Consider the following 18,257-nt stretch of genomic DNA (forward strand, 5'->3'; position numbering starts at 1 on the left):
GCAGAAAAAGGTGTATTTTTCTTTATTTTATAGTATAATATTCACGTGCCGGTACAAATTATGGGTTTAGTGGGGAAAATAGTGAAAAAGTTATTTACATTTTTTTTAATTTTAACAATGATATCTTTGATTAGTGCTTGTCAATCAAATAAGTTCAATAACACAATAAAAGACAGAGCCCCAGATCCTTCTGTAAGTATAGAAGATTTGGATAAAAGCACAAAGGATAATCCTAAAATATTCTATTTTGATACTGAGCAAAAGCAAAGTCTTTTCAAAGTGATATTTTGGGAAAATCTGAAAGAGGATCATTATTATCAAGGTCAGATAAAGAATAATGATGTGGCAATTGAGAATGTTTTCAAAGGAGCGGACATTGAAGTTGGACCACTTCCTAAAAATTATGAATTAGCGATGACCTTTAGTCAAAAAGAACCTCCCCCATCAAAAATTTTGGGAAAATTGAAAGATGATAGAGGAGTTACTCATCAATGGGAACAACCTTATGATGGACTAGATGCAGATCACGAATATTTAATTAATTTACCAACATTCAAAGGTCAGAAAGCAAAAATAGCATTAAGGATGATTTGGTTAAATAAAGATAATGAATGCATAGGTGTCGCAGATAAATATTTTGTTGTAAGTAAACAGTGAGGAGAAGACCGTTGAAAAATAAAATAATCATTACCCTAACTTTAATTCTAGGAGTAACCTTTTCTACTATAGGAATTGTGCATGTCTATGCAGGAGAACCAACTGCAGACTATGAAGATAAAAAGTTTAATTTTAGATTTCTAAAAGGAAATCCATATGATGAGACATATGCTAGAATGAAATATACTAAATCTTACTATTATATGAGAAGTACAGAGAATAATACTTCATATGAAGCTTGGGCCAGATCTAAAGGAAAGGATGTTTCAGGTGGCCACTATTATACAATTAAAAAAAATTATAAAGGAAAAAAACTCCTATACAATTTGGCCGTTGAGAAAACATTCTTAGGAATAGGAACACCGTTCGTTACGATAGGTGCTAAGAAGAATGCAGCTGGTCACGCTAATGGCGTATGGAGTCCCGATTACGATCCAAAAAGCCCTTGATTCTATTAGGCTCTTTAAATTCAAAAGAGAACTATATGACACAGCGACTCAGAATTAACTGAGTCGCTTCTACATTTATTTTTAAATAAACGAAATGGAGAGATACATGTTTTATTTGCTTATATTACGATTAATAAAACGCCCATCTTTTTACATATCATTAGCCATTGGTGCAATTCTAGCAATTGCATATTTTTGGACAGAAGAAATGCCACTAAAAGAACATTTAGAACTTACTGGAGGAATTTCTTTTACCCCTTATACAAAATGGATGGGGATTGGTGGAATATCAGATTATCCAGCACTTTACATGTTTTTATTACCAATTTTAGCAACACTTCCATTTTCAGACCTGTACTCAAGAGATCGATCAACTGGTTTTATTCGCTTTTTAATTATTAGAGGAAAACAAAAACAATATTTCTTTAGTTTGTTTCTTATAAACTTTTTAGCAGGTATGCTCACAGCTGTCTTTCCTCTATTATTAAATATTTATTTGTCTTTCATGAGACTTCCAAATATAAAACCTGATAGAGCGATTAACAATGAGATGCCTTTAGACTCTGATAATACTTTCTTACCAGATCTATATTATACACATCCCTTTGTTCATATGCTTTTATATGTAATATTAATTGGTATTTTCTCTGGTATGTTCGCAAGTATAGCTTTGGGATTTGGAATGTTTATTAAAAAATCATTTGTTGTTCTAATTACACCTTTTGCAAGTTTATATGTCATAAACATGGTACTTTCAACACTAGGGCATCAGGAAATGATATCAACAAGCTTCTTGCAACAACAGGCTACAGATGGTGTGAGTCTAGCAAGTCTTGTTTTACACTTGTTTATCGGATTTATGTTAAGTATTTCATTATACATTCTAGGGGTTAAAAAGAATGTTATTCGTTAAAGAACTCCATATCGTTTTACTCGACATATACCGTTATAAAGTGCGATTATTCATCTGGTTTTTTTGTTATTTGCTTTGTATTTTATATTTAGTCAAAGAAAGTATACCGGAACAAGGAATAATGGGAATACCACAATCTTTAAATTTATTTTTCTCTTCCTATACATTTGTTTTTCCCGTATTACCCCTTTTTCTAATGTTTTTTTCATTTGGATTCGTACCTTTTTTTGACTCTTCTCGTTTTGTTCGTTATCAAAAAAGAGAAAGAGTATTTTTATCGTTATTATTACGTGTCTTTTGGATCTGTCTAATATTCACTCTTATATACCTAATCAGTGGTTTCCTTTTGGGTGGGTTCCTGTCAGGAAGGTGGGACAACGTTTGGCTATCTACAAAAGGAGCTCCATACTTAACATATGGCGATCAACTACCTTTAGATAAATACTTTTCATCTAATATCATGTTAATTAGATATCTGATTACAAGTTTATTGGCATTCTATCTGATCGGACTATTTGTTGTAGTTTGCTATTTGTTAAGTAAAAATTATATATACAGCTTTATTATCATTTCATCTGCTGTGATTCTTGATAAAATGCTTAATATTTATTTTGGTTTTTCTTTCATTAATGACTCACTGTCATTAGAAATGACATCTTGGCTTATACCAGGTTTATTTTCTAGAATGATTTATTTATTTAGTGGTTTTGGATTACTTTTTACTTTTCTAGCATATAAAATTTTTATCAAACAAGATTTTTTAAATGAATACGGCAATGATCATGAAAAAGAATGTTAATCGAGGTGAAACTCATGTCAGAAGAATATATTAAAATTGAGGCACTAAACAAATTTATTAAAAAAAACCATGTCCTTAAGAATATTAACTTATCATTAAAAAAGGGGAATATTTATGGTTTTCGTGGACCTAATGGATCCGGAAAAACAATGTTGTTTCGTGTATTATCCGGATTAGTAAAACCAAGTGATGGAAAAGTAACTGTAGGTGGGAAACAATTACACAGAGACATCTCATTTCCCGAAAATGTTGGAATATTAATAGAGTATCCTGGTTTTATCCCAGAATATACTGGTTTTGCTAACCTAAAATTACTCTCTATGATTCAGAATAAAACTAACGATAACGAAATTTCTGCTGTGATTTCTCGTGTAGGGCTTGATCCAAATGACAAGAGAAAGTTTAAAAAATATTCTCTTGGGATGAAACAACGTTTGGGAATAGCTCAAGCAATTATGGAAAAACCGGATTTGCTCATTTTAGATGAACCTACTAATGCTTTAGATGAGAAAGCAGTCGAAATAGTACATCAATTACTCGTAACATTAAAAAATGAAGGTAAAACAATTTTGATCGCTAGCCATGATAAAGAAACTCTTCAAAAGGTTTCAGATACGATTTATGATATTGAATCTGGTGAAATTATAAAAGAAACGATTGTTGATAAGGATAAAGAAAAATGAGAAATAAAGTAATAGTAATTTCAGTAATGACTATAATTTTTATCTTAATCAGCACGTTCCGCTATCAACAAGTGAATAGTGAATACTCCAACTATAAAGTAACTGAAAAAAACCTTACGACAAATGAAACATTTGAATTTCTAAAAATAAGTCATACGTTTAAAAAAGCTAAGAAAATTAATACCATTGATGAAATGAGAAATAAAGTAACTGAATACCGCATACCATTTACATTAAAAAATAAAACAAACGATAAACTCCCCCTACATCCTGAATTTTATAGAATGATGAGGGGAGAGGAAGAAACCCAGACCATAGACTTTATTAATAATAAGACAGGGAAAAGAATTAAAGATATAAATCCTCATCAATATTTAAATGGTACAGTCACCTTTACATTTGGAAATACTGGTGAGGAAAATTTAAAAACTCCTAAACTCCATATGATTGGGAGCGATGGAGTATCAGTTGAGAAATTCATTGTGGAAATTGATTACTTCAAGTAACAAATACTATTCATATCAAAAGAAATACATCCTATTGTCCTCTTCTATTTTTAGAGGATTTTTTTATTTAAAAAGACGAAGTCTCACTAAAGTTAAAGTACGCAGGAAATTAATATATGAAAGCAGGTGAACTCATGACAAACAAAAAATGCTCAACCGATTAATCACTGAAAGTCGCCATATCTTCTCCAACAAGCCTATAATCCGGTCAACTGGTACATACACATGGTCAGACGAAGCATTCAAGAAAGCGAAACGCGAAAACAAACCAGTTTTCGTATCGGTTTAGTATGGATAACCAAAGGAACTTGCCATTGATGGTATAGGATCTATTTTATATTAGATGCACACAGTAACTACATCCAAATACAAATAACGAATCGGAGCTATACGAGTTGTTTTTATGTCACCCAAATTTAAAGAAGTATTCCTCGTATCAATTCCACTCTCCAAGCGAAACCTACCCTTCAATTAATCGTTTTAACTTAAGCTCAGTTTCAGTATCCTCAACTGGTGTATAGACGCTGCATCTTAAATCAGTATCTCCATGCACTTGTAATGAAGTAAGATTAAACAGCATTTTTCCTGCCTTAGCATGACGAAACTCAATTAATACTTCAGGAGCAGAGCTGATCTCATTCTCGTTCCAAATTTTCCAAAACTCAGGATATGTCTGTTCCATTTCATGTATAAATTGCTCATACCATTCATCAGCCACATACTGTGCATAATACGTTCTAAATATGGCGATATATCCTCTAACAAAATGCTCCCAATTCACTGCTAAGCTTTTAAATTCCTTTCTTGCGAATAGTAAACGTATGATATTCCTTTCTGCCGGGATGATTTGTTCAAAATCCAAAAACACACTAGCTGCAGCTTGATTCCAACCAACAATTTGACTTCTTCTATCTGAAATAATCGTTGGGCAATAACGAAGTTCCTGCAACATTTTTACTAAAGCCGGACTGATTTCCTTCTCTTTCTCATTGATAAAGGGCTGTTTCACTCCTTCCTCTAACGCTAGTGCATACAAATATCTTCTTTCATCATTATTTAATTGTAATGCTCGAGAAATAGCATCTAATACCGAAGTAGATACTTTTATATCTCTGCCTTGTTCTAACCATGTATACCAAGTAAGACTTACACCAGCTAGTTGAGCCACTTCTTCTCTTCTTAATCCTGGTGTTCTTCTACGAGTTCCTACAGGTAAACCAACCATTTGGGGAGTTATTTTCGAACGTTGATTCTTTAGAAATTCTGATAAAGCTTGAAGTCTTGTTTTAGGTTTCATTGAACTCTCCCTTTAAAATAGTATTAATTATACTAGGATAAACAACAACTTGTAATAGGATAACACAATGGCTAAAGTTAATAAAAACAAGGAGGGAATGATCATGAAAAGAGTTGTCATTACTGGAATGGGAGTTATTTCTCCACTAGGAAATGATGTCAATAGCTTTTGGAATCAACTAATGAAAGGACAATCAGGAATATCTCTCATTGATTCTTTTGATACTACTGATTATAAAACAAAAATAGCTGGAATCGTTCGTGATTTCGATGCAGATAAAATATTGGGAAGAAAAGAAGCAAAACGTTTAGATCGTTTTAGTCAGTTTGCCTTAGCAGCAGCCGAACAAGCATTAGAAAATTCACAATTACAGTTAGATCAAGTTGATCTTGAACGTTTAGGCGTATATGTTGGTTCAGGTATCGGGGGAATCCAATCGCTTGTTGATCAAGTGAATGTATTAGATAAACGAGGTCCATCGAGAGTAAGCCCCAGCCTTGTACCCATGATGATTTCAAATGCAGCTGCGGCCCAAATCAGCATAAAATTAGGAGCACAAGGGCCATCATTGTCACCAGTCACAGCTTGTTCTATTGGGAACACCTCTATTGGTGAAGCTTTCAATGCGATCCGAAACGATGATGCAGATATTATATTTGCCGGTGGAGCAGAAGCTGCCGTTTCACAGATATCTTTGGCCAGTTTTGGAAACGCACATGCACTATCTACTAGAAACCAAGAGCCAAGCCTAGCCAGCCGTCCATTCGATACAGATAGAGATGGCTTTGTGATGAGTGAAGGCGCAGGTATCTTAGTATTAGAATCACTAGAAAACGCTATTCTTAGAGATGCGCCGATATTATGTGAAGTCGTGGGATACGGAGCTAGTTCAGACGCTCATCATATGGTAGCATCACACCCAGAAGGTAAGGGTGCCTACTTAGCCATGAAAAAAGCATTGAGAAGTGCCAATATATCAACAGATGAAATTGATGTTATTAGTGCACATGCAACAAGTACACAAGTAGGTGATCGTTCAGAAGTTCTAGCTATTAAGAAATTATTTGGTGAACGTTCAAGTGAAATTCCAACAACTGCGAATAAGTCGATGACTGGGCATATGTTTGGTGCTGCCGGCGGAGTAGAAGCCATTGCTTTAGTGGAAAGTTTGAGACGAGGAATGATTCCGCCAACTATTAATGTAGAGAAGCTAGATCCAGATTGCAACTTAGATGTTGTATTAGAAGCGAGACAGCTTCCATTGAAATATGGGCTATCCAATTCTTTTGGTTTTGGAGGACATAATTCAGCCATCGTGTTAAAGCATTACAATTGAAGAAGTGAAAAGAACACAATGAATCGATCAAGGGTTTATAGCCCTTGATTTTTCATTATGGGAAAACCTCACAGACAATTTATGACGGACTTCAGCTATCTGATATATTAAATAGAGGAAAAAGAATACTTAAAAAACATTAGAAAGCAGGTGATCCCATGCCAAACAACCAAACACCCAACCCGCTTATCACTGAAAAATCACCATACCTACTTCAGCACGCTCACACCCCAGTTCACTGGTACCCGTGGGGGCAAGAAGCCTTCGATAAAGCCAAACGTGAAAATAAACCAGTGCTTGTCAGTATTGGCTACGCCACTTGTCACTGGTGCCATTACATATTTTTATGGAAGGGACTATACCACATAATGTGCTCTAAAACTTTTAAAGTTTAAATCTGTACTTTAGTAGTCCCTTTTGTTTCCCTTCTTCACATTTTCCCAATCCCGTTCTACGTTTTTCCTGACTCTGTGAAGAAGTTTAAAAATTGTTTCCTTTTCCTCAGGTGAAAAATCAGAACAGGCCACTTTCGTAGAATGTTCTTCTTCTTTTTTTAAAAAAGGATAAACTTTTTTCCCTTTTTCAGTCGTGAACAGCTTTTTTATTTTTTTATTCTGTCTGTCCGGCTGTTTTTCAATCAATCCTTGTATTTCCAATTTCTTGATTGCCCGCGCAGCCGTTGTTCGGTCAACTTTTATCATTTCAGCCAATTTATCTTGAATAACACCGGGGTTTTCGTATATACGTACAAGATAGAGATACTGCCCTCTCGTTAAGTCCAAATCTTTAAATTCAATATTGCTTATGGAATCTAAAGCTCTTGCTATCATGCCGATCTCTCGTAAAATGTCGTTCATACCCAAAACTCCTCACATGTTTTTTGTTGCAATTACAACAAAAATAATTTAACCTTACTCTTATAAGAACACACGCATGCTGGAGAGTCCAGACTAATATCAGAAAAGGATTGGTAAATAATGAATATAAAAAGAATAACAAATGAAAATGATTTACATGTTGCTCAAGATATTAGAAAATCGGTATTCATTGAAGAACAGCAAGTGCCTGAATCCGATGAGTTCGATCAATTCGATACACTCAATGAACAATGCCAGCATGTCTTGATATATCACGAGAATCAGCCTGTCGGCACAGGCCGTGTGCGCATCGTTGATCATACAGGTAAACTGGAAAGAATCTGTATCCTAAAACCTTATCGTAAGTACGGTTTAGGCAAAATCATCATTGAAGAGCTGGAAAAAATCATGCAAGAAAAAGACATTTCTAAGATTAAGCTGCATGGGCAAACACATGCAGAAGGCTTTTATAAAAAACTGGGCTACCAAACTACTTCAGATGAATTTATGGAAGACGGAATTCCACACGTCTTGATGACAAAAGAGATATCTTGAAATACAAATCATGTCTAATAAAAAGAAGTATGTTTATTACGGACTAGGTATACTCGTATTAAGTTTAGGCATTTCTTTAACAATACAATCAGGACTAGGTACTTCCCCATTCGATGCCCTTTTGGTTGGCCTTTCCAAAGAAGTCGGTCTTACCGTAGGAAGCTGGGAGGTCCTTATTTCTGTTATTATCTTAATCTGTAACTCTATATTAACAAGAAAAAAACCTGTTTTATTAGGTTTGATTACAGCATTCGTGACTGGAATAGGCATTGATCTGTGGTTGTTCCTCATAAAACATGTCATCTACACAAGCATGTGGTTTAGCAAACTGACATGTTTCGGAGTTGGTTTGGTATTCATTGGTCTTGGAACAGCCATCTATCTTCAAACAAAATTTGCATCAACGCCTATCGATCATTTAACACTCATTATTCGAGATATTTCAAAAAGAACCTTCCTATTTTCAAGAACAGTATTGTATGCTTTTTTCTTATTTTTGGCTTATATATGTAAAGGTCCTATCGGTATCGGAACCATTTTAACTGTGTGTTTAGGAGGCATGATACTTCACTTTTTTATGTCTATTGTTGAACGTCGCCTTTTATCCAATTGAGATCTGGAATCACCTTATAAAAAGAAAAGAAGGGGCTAACCTTAAAAGACCTCTTCTTTTTTGATATTTGATATATTAGATATTGGAAAGTCCATACTGATAAGAAACTTTATCGAAAGGAGGTGATCCCATGCCCACTAACAATAAACCCAATAGATTAATCGCTGAGAAGTCTCCATATTTACTTCAACATGCTCATAACCCTGTGAATTGGTTTCCTTGGGGAGAAGAAGCACTCGAAAAAGCGAAACGCGAAAACAAACCTGTTCTCGTATCTATTGGGTATAGCTAGCTCGGGTAGCTATACGCACTTGTCACTGGTGCCACGTCATGGCACACGAAAGCTTCGAAGATCAACAAGTCGCTGACATCCTCAATGAGCATTTCATTTCTATCAAAGTCGATCGTGAGGAGCGTCCAGACATCGACTCTATGTATATGTCGGTTTGTCAGATGATGACGGGGCAAGGCGGCTGGCCGCTCAACGTGTTTGTCACGCCGGATCAAAAGCCTTTTTATGCGGGGACGTATTTTCCAAAGAGAAGTGCATACGGGCGGCCTGGCTTCATCGAAGCACTGACACAATTGCTGGAAGCGTACCATAACGACCGGGATCATATTGAATCATTGGCAGAGAAAGCGACAAATAATCTGCGGATCAAAGCAGCAGGGCAGACAGACAATACGCTGTCTCAAGAGTCCGTACATAAAGCCTATTACCAGCTGATGAGTGGCTTTGATACGCTGTATGGCGGATTTGGCTCCGCACCAAAATTCCCTGCACCTCATATGCTCTCGTTTCTTATGCGTTACTACCAATGGACAGGGCAGGAGAACGCATTATATGCAGTCACAAAAACATTAGACGGTATGGCAAATGGCGGTATATATGACCATATTGGTTCGGGCTTTTCACGTTATTCGACGGATGAAAAATGGCTGGTGCCGCATTTTGAAAAGATGCTGTACGATAACGCTTTGCTGATGGAAGCTTACACAGAAGCGTATCAGCTCACTCCAAATTCTGAGTATGAAAAGCTTGTCCAACAACTGATCCAATTTATCAAACAAGATATGATGAATCCGGACGGCTCCTTTTATTCAGCGATAGATGCCGATTCGGAAGGGAAAGAAGGGCAATATTACGTCTGGTCAAAGGATGAGATCATCACTCATTTAGGGGAGGAACTTGGCGCTTTATTTTGCGAAGTCTATCACATTACAGAAGAGGGGAACTTTGAAGGGCAGAACATCCCTCATACGATTTCCACCTCATTTGAGGACATCAAGGCCTCTTTTTCGATCGACGATAAAACCCTTCAACCCAAGTTGCAAGAAGCCCGGCAAATTCTACAATCTGTCAGACAGCAGCGACCCGCACCGCTTGTCGATGACAAGGTGCTCACATCCTGGAACGCGCTGATGACCTCAGCTCTCGCCACAGCAGGAAGGGTATTCACTTTAGAGGAAGCTATCCGTATGTCGAAACAGGCGATATCTTTTCTAGAAACACACCTCGTCCAACATGCTCGGCTCATGGTCCGCTACAGAGAAGGAGACGTGAAGCATCTCGGCTTTATCGAGGATTACGCTCACATGCTAAAAGCGTATATGTCTTTATACGAAGCGACCTTTGAATTAGAATGGCTGGAAAAGGCCACAACCATTGCTGAGAACATGTTTGAGCTGTTTTGGGACAAGGAAAAAGGGGGCTTTTTCTTCTCAGGTTCAGATGCGGAAGCGCTCCTCGTTCGAGAAAAAGAAGTGTACGACGGTGCCATGCCTTCTGGTAACAGCACCGCACTCCACCAGCTTCTGAAGCTAAGCAGAATGACTGGACGTCAAGACTGGCTGAAAGCCTTAGAACAGATGTTCAAAGCCTTTTATATCGATGTCTCTTCCTACCCAAGCGGACACACAGCGTTTCTTCAAGGGCTCTTGAGTCAATACGCAGCGAAACGAGAAATCATCATTCTTGGAAAAAACGGCGATCCGCAAAAAGAACGGCTTTTACAGGCGCTTCGGAAACGATTTATGCCATTTGATATCATATTGACCGCCGAAACAGGAAATGACCTGGCACAGCTCGCACCATTTGCAAAAGATTACAAAACAATCGGCGGTAGCACCACCGTGTATATTTGTGAAAACTACAGCTGCCGCCAGCCGATCACCCATATCGACGAGGCGATGGAACAATTATTCCACGATTGACTTTGTCATATGATGACTATGAGAAGACAAAATGAGGACAAACAGATAAAAAACATGTCAATCCGCTAACAAATTGTCTATACGGTTTTAATTTCTCTCTAAAACGGTTAGAATGCGCACTAGATGTTCTCATACCGAAGGGAGAGAAAATGATGAAAAAGGTATCATATACACTCATCGCTTGTCTGTTATCTGTTGGGCTTGCAGCTTGCTCATCAAACGATGCAAAACAGGATAAGCAAAACGATGCAGCCAAAAACAAGGAAACAACACAGGCTGATCAAAAAGAGCAGCAAAAGCAAATGGAAGAAATGCAAAAGAAATTAGATGCACAAAAAATCGATGATCAAAAGGTCGTTGCGACCGTCAACAAAGACAAAATCACAGGCAGTGAATACAATAGCGCACTATCGACCATTCAAGGTCAGCTTCAGCAGTCCGGACAAGATCCAACTTCTAAAGAAGGCGCAAAAGCAGTCAAGAAACAAACCATTGATGCACTTGTAGGTCAAGAGCTCATCCTCCAAGATGCTGAGAAGAAGGGCTTCAAAGCCTCTGATAAACAAGTAGATAAACAGCTAAAAGAAGAAAAGAAACAATTTAAAGACAACGCTCAATTTGAAGAAGCACTGAAAAAGAGCGGACTTACATTGGATCAGCTGAAAAGTGACATTGCCGACAGCATCAAGTACAGCCAATATGTCGACAAAGAAATCAAATCAGCCTCCGTCTCTGAGAAAGACGTCAAAGCGTACTATGACCAATACGCAGAGCAAATGAAAAAACAAAAGCAAAAAGCACCAGAATACAAAGAGATTAAATCGCAAATTAAAAAGCAGCTAGAATCTCAAGAAAAGCAAAAAGAAGTACAAAAAGAAATTGAAAAACTAAAGAAATCTGCGAAAATTAATGTGTCTCTGTAACCGCTAAGAAAAAATCCGCCATTGTGCGGATTTTTTTGTCATTTCACGAACCATTTTTCCAAATTTATGACAAAAGCCTCATCATAAACGTCTCTTCCATCCGATATGATGGGAGTACAAAAGAAAGCGCTAACAATTCTTTCGTCTCCCAAAAGGTACAAGATCAAACGCAGTTCTCGTACTTTTGCTTCAGTCAATCGGACATCTACAGGAGGAGGATCTTTATGTTCAAATGGTTTAAACCCGCTCCGCATATCGACAGGCTCGATGATGCCAAAACAGACGAGACCTATAAGCGGCTGCGGCTGCAAGTCTTTTTAGGGATCTTTATCGGGTATGCGGGCTATTACTTGCTGCGCAAAAATTTCGCTTTTGCCATTCCATATCTACAGGAAGAGGGATTCACAAAAAGTGAACTAGGCTTTGTACTCGCAGCCGTCTCAATCGCCTATGGCTTTAGTAAATTCATCATGGGGATGATCTCAGACCGCTGTAACCCCAGATACTTTTTAGCCGCCGGACTCTTTTTATCAGCCCTTATCAATATCCTATTTGTCTCATTTCCATGGGTGACATCCAGTGTATGGATCATGTTCTTATTCATGTTTTTAAACGGCTGGTTCCAAGGTATGGGGTGGCCGCCATGCGGACGGACGATGGCGCATTGGTTTTCAGTTAGTGAACGTGGTACGAAAATGTCCATTTGGAACGTCGCTCACAACATCGGCGGGGGGATTCTTGCACCGCTCATCACATTGGGAATTGTGCTGTTTGCGACGTGGAAAAGCATCTTTTTCTTCCCTGCCATCATTGCCATTATCGTTTCCTTTGTGATCATTCTTCTCGTACGGGATACCCCGCAATCCACTGGTCTTCCACCAATCGAGGAATATCGAAACGACTATCCGGCACAAAAATATGAGGATCAAGAAAAAGAATTAACAGTGAAAGAGATTTTATTTAAATATGTACTCAACAATAAATTCCTTTGGTATATCGCCATTGCCAATGTCTTTGTGTACTTCGTCCGTTACGGTGTCGTTGACTGGGCGCCGACCTATTTAACGGAAGCAAAGGGCTTTTCACCAGAGCATTCACGCTGGTCTTATTTTCTTTATGAATATGCAGGCATTCCCGGTACATTATTGTGCGGGTGGATCAGCGACCGCTTCTTTAGAAGCCGCCGCGCACCAGCTGGGGTCATCTTTATGGTCGGGGTGTTAATTGCCGTTCTCGTGTACTGGTTAAACCCTGCTGGCAATCCAATGATCGATAACATTGCCCTCATCAGTATCGGCTTTTTGATTTACGGACCTGTCATGCTCATTGGACTTCAGGCGATTGATCTCGCTCCGAAAAAAGCGGCTGGCACTGCTGCCGGACTCACAGGCTTCTTCGGCTATATTGGCGGCTCTGCCTTTGCCAATGCCATGATGGGCGTCGTCGTGGATCACTATGACTGGACTGGAGGCTTCATTTTACTAGTTGGTTCCTGCGTGCTTGCGATTGTTTTCCTCGCGATGACATGGAATACAGGGAAACGCGTAGAGCAAGCTTAATGAAAATCACATAAAAGATTCATATCCGCCCAACATGCTCTTTACATCTATTTCTTATGATGAAGGCAGTTACCGTAAGAGGAGGATAAAATATGAAGAAAAGTAGATTACTTGCTTTCGTGTTGCTCTCTTTTGCTTTACTGTCTTTTGCGTGGATGCCGACCACCATATCGGCACATGAACATCTTTTATCTCCAGATCGTATCTTAACCGTTGCACATCGCGGAGCATCAGGGTATGCACCAGAGCATACCCTGGCTTCCTATAAGCTCGCCACAAAGATGAATGCAGATTACCTCGAACTCGACCTTCAAATGACAAAGGATGGACATCTCATCGTGATGCATGATGAAACCGTTGATCGGACCACAAATGGAACAGGCTGGGTCAAAGACCTCACACTTGCTGAAATCAAACAGCTTGATGCCGGGACATGGTTTAACGAAGCCAACCCCGACAGACAAAATGCCAACTATATCGGACAGCGGGTACTCACATTAGATGAGGTGCTGCGCTATTTCGGCAAACGTGAAAATTATTATATTGAAACAAAAAAACCAGACCTTTATCCGCAAATGGAAGAAAAGCTATTGGCCGCCTTAAAGAAACATCATCTTCTCGGGAAACATACAAGAAAAGGGCAGGTCATCATTCAATCCTTTAGTGAAGACAGCCTGCTAAAGCTACAGAAACTCGCCCCTCGCCTTCCAAAAGTACAGCTATTAGACAGAGCCCAAATGACATCCATCACAGATGATCAGCTTGACTTCATCAAAACTTACGCCGTGGGTGTAGGACCGAATTTTAGGGCATTAACACCTGAAAACGTCCAGCAGGTCAGAAGCCATGGACTCCTCCTTCATCCATATACGGTCAACAGCGAAGCCGACATGACACGTCTTCTGCAATACGGCGTCACAGGTCTTTTCACCAACTATCCAGATGTCTTTCAACGTGTCAAAGCTTCTCTGTAAACGACAAAAGCCTCGCGGTTCACTCCGCAAGGCTTTTGATTATTTCACCGTTTGATCAGAAGAAGCTGTTTCAATCGGTTTTCGTTTCCCAATTCCAAATACAAAAAAGCTAAGCACCACTAAAATCAAGAACCCAATTGCTACAATAAGAGAAATACGCGTATCCTGATTAATGAGCATAAACACAAGTACCATTAATAAGAATCCAATTGTAAGATAGTTAGAAAACGGTGCTAGCGGCATTTTAAACGGATGCTTTTCAAGCGCTGCCCCCTTCGCCTTTCTGAAGCCAATATGACTAATCAAAATGACAAACCAAGGCACCATCCCAGGAAGGACACTCGCACTATACACATAGACGAAAATATTTGGCGGAGAAACATAATTCAAGACAACTCCTATCGCTAGACCAATCAGCACAGCGAATGTCCCAAAATACGGTACACCGTTCTTCGAAATTTTCGTAAAGAAAGCAGGTGCCTGACCATTCACACCTAATGTATAAAGCATACGGCCTGCACTGAAAATACCACTATTACAGCCGGACATTGCTGCTGTAATGACAACAAAGTTAATAATACCAGCAGCTGCTGTAATTCCGATTTTCGCAAACGTCGCCACAAATGGGCTGCCAAGGGTATTCAGCTGATCCCAAGGATACACCGTCACAATGACAAAAATCGCTCCGATATAGAAAATCAAAATACGCCAGATGATACTTTTGATTGCGTTTGTCAGTGTCTTTTGCGGATTTTGTGCCTCACCGGCTGTAATCCCAATCAGCTCGACTCCTTGATAGGCAGCAATAACGAGAGACAACGCGAACAAGAATCCGCTAAATCCACCTGTAAAGAACCCGCCATGCGCCCAAAGGTTAGAAAGCCCAATTGGCGTTCCGCCATTTCCAAATCCAAAGAAAATAATGCCTAGACCAGCAATAATCATCAAGATAATCGTCACAATCTTGATCATCGCAAACCAAAATTCAAACTCACCGAACGACTTAACTGAAATCAAGTTGGCGGCTCCTAAAATGATCATCGCAATTAATCCTGGAATCCACGCAGGCAGATCCGGGAACCAATATTTCATATAAGCGCCTACAGCAATAATTTCCGACATTCCAACAATGACCCACTGGAACCAGTTACTCCAAGCCGTCATATACCCCGCAAGTGGATGAATATATTGATGGCCGAATGTAGCAAATGAACCTGTACTCGGCTCAAGATATAACATTTCCCCCATCGCACGCATAATAAAAAAGATAAAAATACCACACACTGCGTACGCTAGAAGAACCGATGGACCTGTCCATTGAATGGCCTTAGCTGACCCCATGAATAGGCCAACACCAATTGTGCCGCCAAGAGCGATCATTTGAATATGGCGGGCACTTAACCCTCTCTTTAATTCCTTTTGAGCCATTTTTCTTCCCCCTCATCAACAAACAACATAAAAAATAAAAAATCAGAATTTTCATTCTGATTGACGTCAATCTTTCGATGTATATTATCATAATAAATCTACCCTTAAAAAACAATTGTTTTTTTGAGGAAAACACTATTAACAAAATATTCTGACATAAAAAGAAGTTCAAATTGTTTTATATTGATATATTGAATCAAAGAAAGAAAGCTCACTTCAATGCTTTTGACTTAGTAGAAACTGACCGCCTCTTATATCAATTTCAAAGGAACTTTGTCCGTTCTTATGCAACATTTTCCCCTTCTCACGATCACAAGAAAAATCATTCCGAAAAGCACCAGATCTTTTCTTTACATAACAAGTAAACCCATCATTTTCTGGAATCGCCACTTTAACATAAGCTCCAGTTGAAGTCGATTTAAGTGAATTGAGCATGTGTGTAGAATGAACCTGTATCCTTCTACCCGTTACATGCAGATCAACGTCTGAGAAAGCACCCATCAACTCAACTTTTGACGATGTGGCATGCAATGACAATGTTTGTGCGGCCAGCTCCTGACTAGAAATAAATCCACCTACAGTTTCTAAATGAAGACGCTTGATCTCACCTGATAGCATCGTCTTTCCTGAGGTTAAATGACAATAGACATTTTCCACATTCAGCCCTTCTGCCTGAAGATTTGCTCCTTTACAACGAAGGGATATAGACTGTAATGTATTTTTCGGAAGATAGATCGCTACATCGGTTTGATAAAGGTGAAGTCCTAAGCTAAGTATTCTTTTTCGTCTATCTTGAATGATCAGCCGTCCATCTTTTACCTGATGATGCAGCAAATAGCGCTTTGGAAAGACTTGATTGGTCGTTTGACGAATAATGAGATAGGGATGATCATGGTGATGAATACGCACCTCTCCGAGCAGCCAATCAAGCGATAATTCTACGACCGATTCGTCAATTTGAATCGTATGCTCCACATGTCTCCCTCCTTATTCATCGCGGCTATCTCGCTTGAAGCCGAGTAACGGTGCCCCACAATTCCAAGATCACAATGAGAACTGCTGCGATCATGACTCCTGACAGAATGACAATCATTTGATCATTTCCAAAGGCAGAGATGAATACGTTTCCTAAAACAGCACATAGAACAACCGCAGTCAGAATGGTCATGAAAGTAGATTTCTTCATGAATCCCACTCTCATCGCAATCATGCCAATTCCATTGACACAGCAAGTAAACACTAGGTACGTTTTGATCACAGTGAACATCACATCAGCTGTCAGCCTGTCATGGACAATGGGAAAGAACGTTTCAGTGACACTAAATACAACAAATGAGGGAATGATACTACACAGCATGGCAATCGTAGAAAAGCATAGCATCCAAACCATTCTTGAAAATAGTGATCCTTTCAGCTTTGATGAACGAGGTTCATGCTCTTCCAATGTCGTCACCACTACTCGGCAATACATCCAGGCTGTGACGATCGAAAAAAAGATCATCCATACTATACTGGTCAACAAATAGATATTCTGATATTGCTGAAAACCCATTTCCTGTTCAACCTGTGCAACAAATGCGACGAAATAAATAAACACCAACAATACAATGCTTGCGATTATACTGGCTTGAATATAATTTCTCATATGGTTTTTTCTTAGCTCAAGTTTTATGAAGTGAAGCATAAGGCATCCTCCTATGAAATGAATTTTCCTTTTATCTCTTATCTGACTATTTAGGTTCCAGGCTGATCATAACCACCAATCCCAGCATAGTGCGCTGTGACCTTTTGAATAAATAGATCACTCACCACATCCACTCCAAGCCCTTTCATCATCTGCTGCAAAAACAGCAAGCGCTGACTAGTTTCTTGTTGATCACGAGCAAATAGCGTTGGGTTCAGCCATATATTCACGAGAAGCATAAACACTTCTGCCACTTCACCAGGAAAAGCAGTCGTCATCGAACCATCCTCAATCCCTTCAAGAATCAGCTGCTTGATTTTAAGCGCATCCTGATTTACACCTGCCTTCATTCCCTCAACCACAAATTGTGGGTTTTTGATCTGATCAACCAAGATCCCATCAATCGTATGAGATTGTGGATCTGACACAAGCTGCTCTAAAATACGCTGCAGCTTCTCTTTCGCATGCGTTGCCTCTGTATGCTCAATCAGATCTTCAAGCTTCTCAGTCGCATGACGAAATTGCCTCTCCATCACAGCACGTAATATTTCTTCCTTCGATTTGAAATGATGATAGATAGCACCCTTAGACATGTTCAATTCATGGATGATATCCTGCAAACTCGTCTTTTCAAACCCTTTTTCCTGAAACAGCTTCGTCGACACATCTAAAATTTGCTGGATCGTCTTTTCTGGATATTTATTTCTGGCCAATGAATTCGCCTCCTTTTACATACCGACCGTTGGTATGTATTTTAATCTACTTCATCATAAACTGTCAATATAGAAATCAAAAAAGACCGCTCACACG

21 protein-coding genes and 1 pseudogene are annotated in these 18,257 nt (G+C 38.9%); 16 read left to right on the forward strand and 6 right to left on the reverse strand.

The genetic code is table 11. From position 1 onward, the window contains the following. Positions 1-81: 81 nt before the first annotated feature. The 7 genes and pseudogenes from AKG37_RS06160 to AKG37_RS18735 form a co-directional block, all read left to right on the forward strand. Entirely contained in the window at positions 82-657 is a 576-nt protein-coding gene (locus AKG37_RS06160; protein ID WP_077233694.1) for a hypothetical protein, read from the forward strand. An 11-nt stretch (positions 658-668) separates the two neighbouring features. Next, on the forward strand, positions 669-1,106 hold the full coding sequence (locus tag AKG37_RS06165; RefSeq protein WP_060698009.1) for a hypothetical protein: 438 nt from the start codon (positions 669-671) through the stop codon (positions 1,104-1,106). Positions 1,107-1,212: 106 nt separating this feature from the next. Continuing rightward, positions 1,213-2,019: a hypothetical protein gene (locus tag AKG37_RS06170; RefSeq protein ID WP_058837222.1), complete on the forward strand. Its 807-nt coding sequence runs from the start codon at positions 1,213-1,215 to the stop codon at positions 2,017-2,019. Continuing rightward, a complete protein-coding gene (locus tag AKG37_RS06175; RefSeq protein WP_060698010.1) occupies positions 2,006-2,818 on the forward strand; it encodes a hypothetical protein in 813 nt (270 codons plus the stop codon). The genes AKG37_RS06170 and AKG37_RS06175 overlap by 14 nt, the downstream gene beginning before the upstream one ends. Positions 2,819-2,832: 14 nt before the next feature. Continuing rightward, positions 2,833-3,501, forward strand: coding sequence for an ATP-binding cassette domain-containing protein (locus AKG37_RS06180; RefSeq protein ID WP_060698011.1), 669 nt, complete (start codon positions 2,833-2,835; stop codon positions 3,499-3,501). Next, a complete protein-coding gene (locus tag AKG37_RS06185) occupies positions 3,498-4,007 on the forward strand; it encodes a hypothetical protein (protein ID WP_060698012.1) in 510 nt (169 codons plus the stop codon). Before AKG37_RS06180 ends, AKG37_RS06185 begins: the two co-directional genes overlap by 4 nt. Before the next feature lie 171 nt (positions 4,008-4,178). Next, positions 4,179-4,293, forward strand: a pseudogene (locus AKG37_RS18735) (DUF255 domain-containing protein); the annotation flags it as partial. 174 nt (positions 4,294-4,467) lie between these two features. Here AKG37_RS18735 and AKG37_RS06190 read toward each other — a convergent pair. Beyond that, a complete protein-coding gene (locus AKG37_RS06190) occupies positions 4,468-5,304 on the reverse strand; it encodes a helix-turn-helix transcriptional regulator (RefSeq protein WP_060698013.1) in 837 nt (278 codons plus the stop codon). Positions 5,305-5,407: 103 nt separating this feature from the next. On the opposite strand from AKG37_RS06190, the gene fabF reads away from it, so the two are divergent. Together fabF and AKG37_RS18480 are read left to right on the forward strand one after the other, a co-directional pair. Continuing rightward, positions 5,408-6,640 carry a beta-ketoacyl-ACP synthase II gene (gene fabF, locus AKG37_RS06195; RefSeq protein ID WP_060698014.1) on the forward strand — a complete coding sequence of 411 codons (1,233 nt, stop codon included), beginning with the start codon at positions 5,408-5,410 and terminating at the stop codon, positions 6,638-6,640. Positions 6,641-6,798: 158 nt separating this feature from the next. Beyond that, positions 6,799-7,035 (forward strand): DUF255 domain-containing protein, encoded by a 237-nt coding sequence (locus tag AKG37_RS18480; RefSeq protein WP_077233695.1) that lies wholly within the window; start codon positions 6,799-6,801, stop codon positions 7,033-7,035. A 9-nt stretch (positions 7,036-7,044) separates the two neighbouring features. Here the strand turns inward: AKG37_RS18480 and AKG37_RS06200 are convergent, their stop codons facing one another. Then, positions 7,045-7,497 carry a MarR family winged helix-turn-helix transcriptional regulator gene (locus tag AKG37_RS06200; RefSeq protein WP_060698015.1) on the reverse strand — a complete coding sequence of 151 codons (453 nt, stop codon included), beginning with the start codon at positions 7,495-7,497 and terminating at the stop codon, positions 7,045-7,047. A 120-nt stretch (positions 7,498-7,617) separates the two neighbouring features. Here AKG37_RS06200 and AKG37_RS06205 point away from each other — a divergent pair, with 120 nt between their 5' ends. The 7 genes from AKG37_RS06205 (at position 7,618) to AKG37_RS06230 (ending at position 14,335) form a co-directional block, all read left to right on the forward strand. Next, positions 7,618-8,052 (forward strand): GNAT family N-acetyltransferase, encoded by a 435-nt coding sequence (locus tag AKG37_RS06205; RefSeq protein ID WP_060698016.1) that lies wholly within the window; start codon positions 7,618-7,620, stop codon positions 8,050-8,052. 10 nt (positions 8,053-8,062) lie between these two features. After that, positions 8,063-8,665, forward strand: a complete 603-nt coding sequence (locus AKG37_RS06210) for a YczE/YyaS/YitT family protein (RefSeq protein WP_060698017.1) — start codon at positions 8,063-8,065, stop codon at positions 8,663-8,665. A gap of 130 nt (positions 8,666-8,795) precedes the next feature. Continuing rightward, a complete protein-coding gene (locus AKG37_RS19285) occupies positions 8,796-8,957 on the forward strand; it encodes a DUF255 domain-containing protein (protein ID WP_077233696.1) in 162 nt (53 codons plus the stop codon). 38 nt (positions 8,958-8,995) lie between these two features. Then, complete coding sequence (locus AKG37_RS19290; protein WP_060698018.1) at positions 8,996-10,879, forward strand: thioredoxin domain-containing protein; 1,884 nt, start codon at positions 8,996-8,998, stop codon at positions 10,877-10,879. A 152-nt stretch (positions 10,880-11,031) separates the two neighbouring features. Beyond that, a complete protein-coding gene (locus AKG37_RS06220; RefSeq protein WP_060698019.1) occupies positions 11,032-11,802 on the forward strand; it encodes a SurA N-terminal domain-containing protein in 771 nt (256 codons plus the stop codon). Positions 11,803-12,026: 224 nt separating this feature from the next. Continuing rightward, entirely contained in the window at positions 12,027-13,361 is a 1,335-nt protein-coding gene (gene glpT, locus AKG37_RS06225) for a glycerol-3-phosphate transporter (RefSeq protein WP_060698020.1), read from the forward strand. 92 nt (positions 13,362-13,453) lie between these two features. Then, positions 13,454-14,335: a glycerophosphodiester phosphodiesterase gene (locus AKG37_RS06230; RefSeq protein ID WP_060698021.1), complete on the forward strand. Its 882-nt coding sequence runs from the start codon at positions 13,454-13,456 to the stop codon at positions 14,333-14,335. A 39-nt stretch (positions 14,336-14,374) separates the two neighbouring features. Here AKG37_RS06230 and AKG37_RS06235 read toward each other — a convergent pair whose 3' ends face one another. From AKG37_RS06235 to AKG37_RS06250, 4 genes are all read right to left on the reverse strand, one after another. Next, a complete protein-coding gene (locus tag AKG37_RS06235; protein ID WP_060698022.1) occupies positions 14,375-15,763 on the reverse strand; it encodes an amino acid permease in 1,389 nt (462 codons plus the stop codon). A 216-nt stretch (positions 15,764-15,979) separates the two neighbouring features. After that, positions 15,980-16,738, reverse strand: a complete 759-nt coding sequence (locus tag AKG37_RS06240; RefSeq protein ID WP_060698023.1) for a DUF4097 family beta strand repeat-containing protein — start codon at positions 16,736-16,738, stop codon at positions 15,980-15,982. 25 nt (positions 16,739-16,763) lie between these two features. Further along, positions 16,764-17,447, reverse strand: a complete 684-nt coding sequence (locus AKG37_RS06245; RefSeq protein ID WP_060698024.1) for a hypothetical protein — start codon at positions 17,445-17,447, stop codon at positions 16,764-16,766. Between the two features lie 50 nt (positions 17,448-17,497). Beyond that, on the reverse strand, positions 17,498-18,130 hold the full coding sequence (locus AKG37_RS06250; protein WP_078060980.1) for a TetR/AcrR family transcriptional regulator: 633 nt from the start codon (positions 18,128-18,130) through the stop codon (positions 17,498-17,500). Between the last annotated feature and the right edge of the window lie 127 nt (positions 18,131-18,257).

Source organism: Bacillus australimaris (assembly GCF_001307105.1).
GTDB lineage: Bacteria > Bacillota > Bacilli > Bacillales > Bacillaceae > Bacillus > Bacillus australimaris.

Bases quoted from the DNA above. Each gene is read 5' to 3' on its own strand.
- AKG37_RS06170 (WP_058837222.1), top strand. From the start codon at position 1,213: ATGTTTTATTTGCTTATATTACGATTAATAAAACGCCCATCTTTTTAC.
- AKG37_RS06175 (WP_060698010.1), top strand. From the start codon at position 2,006: ATGTTATTCGTTAAAGAACTCCATATCGTTTTACTCGACATATACCGT.
- AKG37_RS06180 (WP_060698011.1), top strand. From the start codon at position 2,833: ATGTCAGAAGAATATATTAAAATTGAGGCACTAAACAAATTTATTAAA.
- AKG37_RS06185 (WP_060698012.1), top strand. From the start codon at position 3,498: ATGAGAAATAAAGTAATAGTAATTTCAGTAATGACTATAATTTTTATC.
- AKG37_RS06190 (WP_060698013.1), bottom strand. From the start codon at position 5,304: ATGAAACCTAAAACAAGACTTCAAGCTTTATCAGAATTTCTAAAGAAT.
- fabF (WP_060698014.1), top strand. From the start codon at position 5,408: ATGAAAAGAGTTGTCATTACTGGAATGGGAGTTATTTCTCCACTAGGA.
- AKG37_RS18480 (WP_077233695.1), top strand. From the start codon at position 6,799: ATGCCAAACAACCAAACACCCAACCCGCTTATCACTGAAAAATCACCA.
- AKG37_RS06200 (WP_060698015.1), bottom strand. From the start codon at position 7,497: ATGAACGACATTTTACGAGAGATCGGCATGATAGCAAGAGCTTTAGAT.
- AKG37_RS06205 (WP_060698016.1), top strand. From the start codon at position 7,618: ATGAATATAAAAAGAATAACAAATGAAAATGATTTACATGTTGCTCAA.
- AKG37_RS06210 (WP_060698017.1), top strand. From the start codon at position 8,063: ATGTCTAATAAAAAGAAGTATGTTTATTACGGACTAGGTATACTCGTA.
- AKG37_RS19285 (WP_077233696.1), top strand. From the start codon at position 8,796: ATGCCCACTAACAATAAACCCAATAGATTAATCGCTGAGAAGTCTCCA.
- AKG37_RS19290 (WP_060698018.1), top strand. From the start codon at position 8,996: ATGGCACACGAAAGCTTCGAAGATCAACAAGTCGCTGACATCCTCAAT.
- AKG37_RS06220 (WP_060698019.1), top strand. From the start codon at position 11,032: ATGAAAAAGGTATCATATACACTCATCGCTTGTCTGTTATCTGTTGGG.
- glpT (WP_060698020.1), top strand. From the start codon at position 12,027: ATGTTCAAATGGTTTAAACCCGCTCCGCATATCGACAGGCTCGATGAT.
- AKG37_RS06230 (WP_060698021.1), top strand. From the start codon at position 13,454: ATGAAGAAAAGTAGATTACTTGCTTTCGTGTTGCTCTCTTTTGCTTTA.
- AKG37_RS06235 (WP_060698022.1), bottom strand. From the start codon at position 15,763: ATGGCTCAAAAGGAATTAAAGAGAGGGTTAAGTGCCCGCCATATTCAA.
- AKG37_RS06245 (WP_060698024.1), bottom strand. From the start codon at position 17,447: ATGCTTCACTTCATAAAACTTGAGCTAAGAAAAAACCATATGAGAAAT.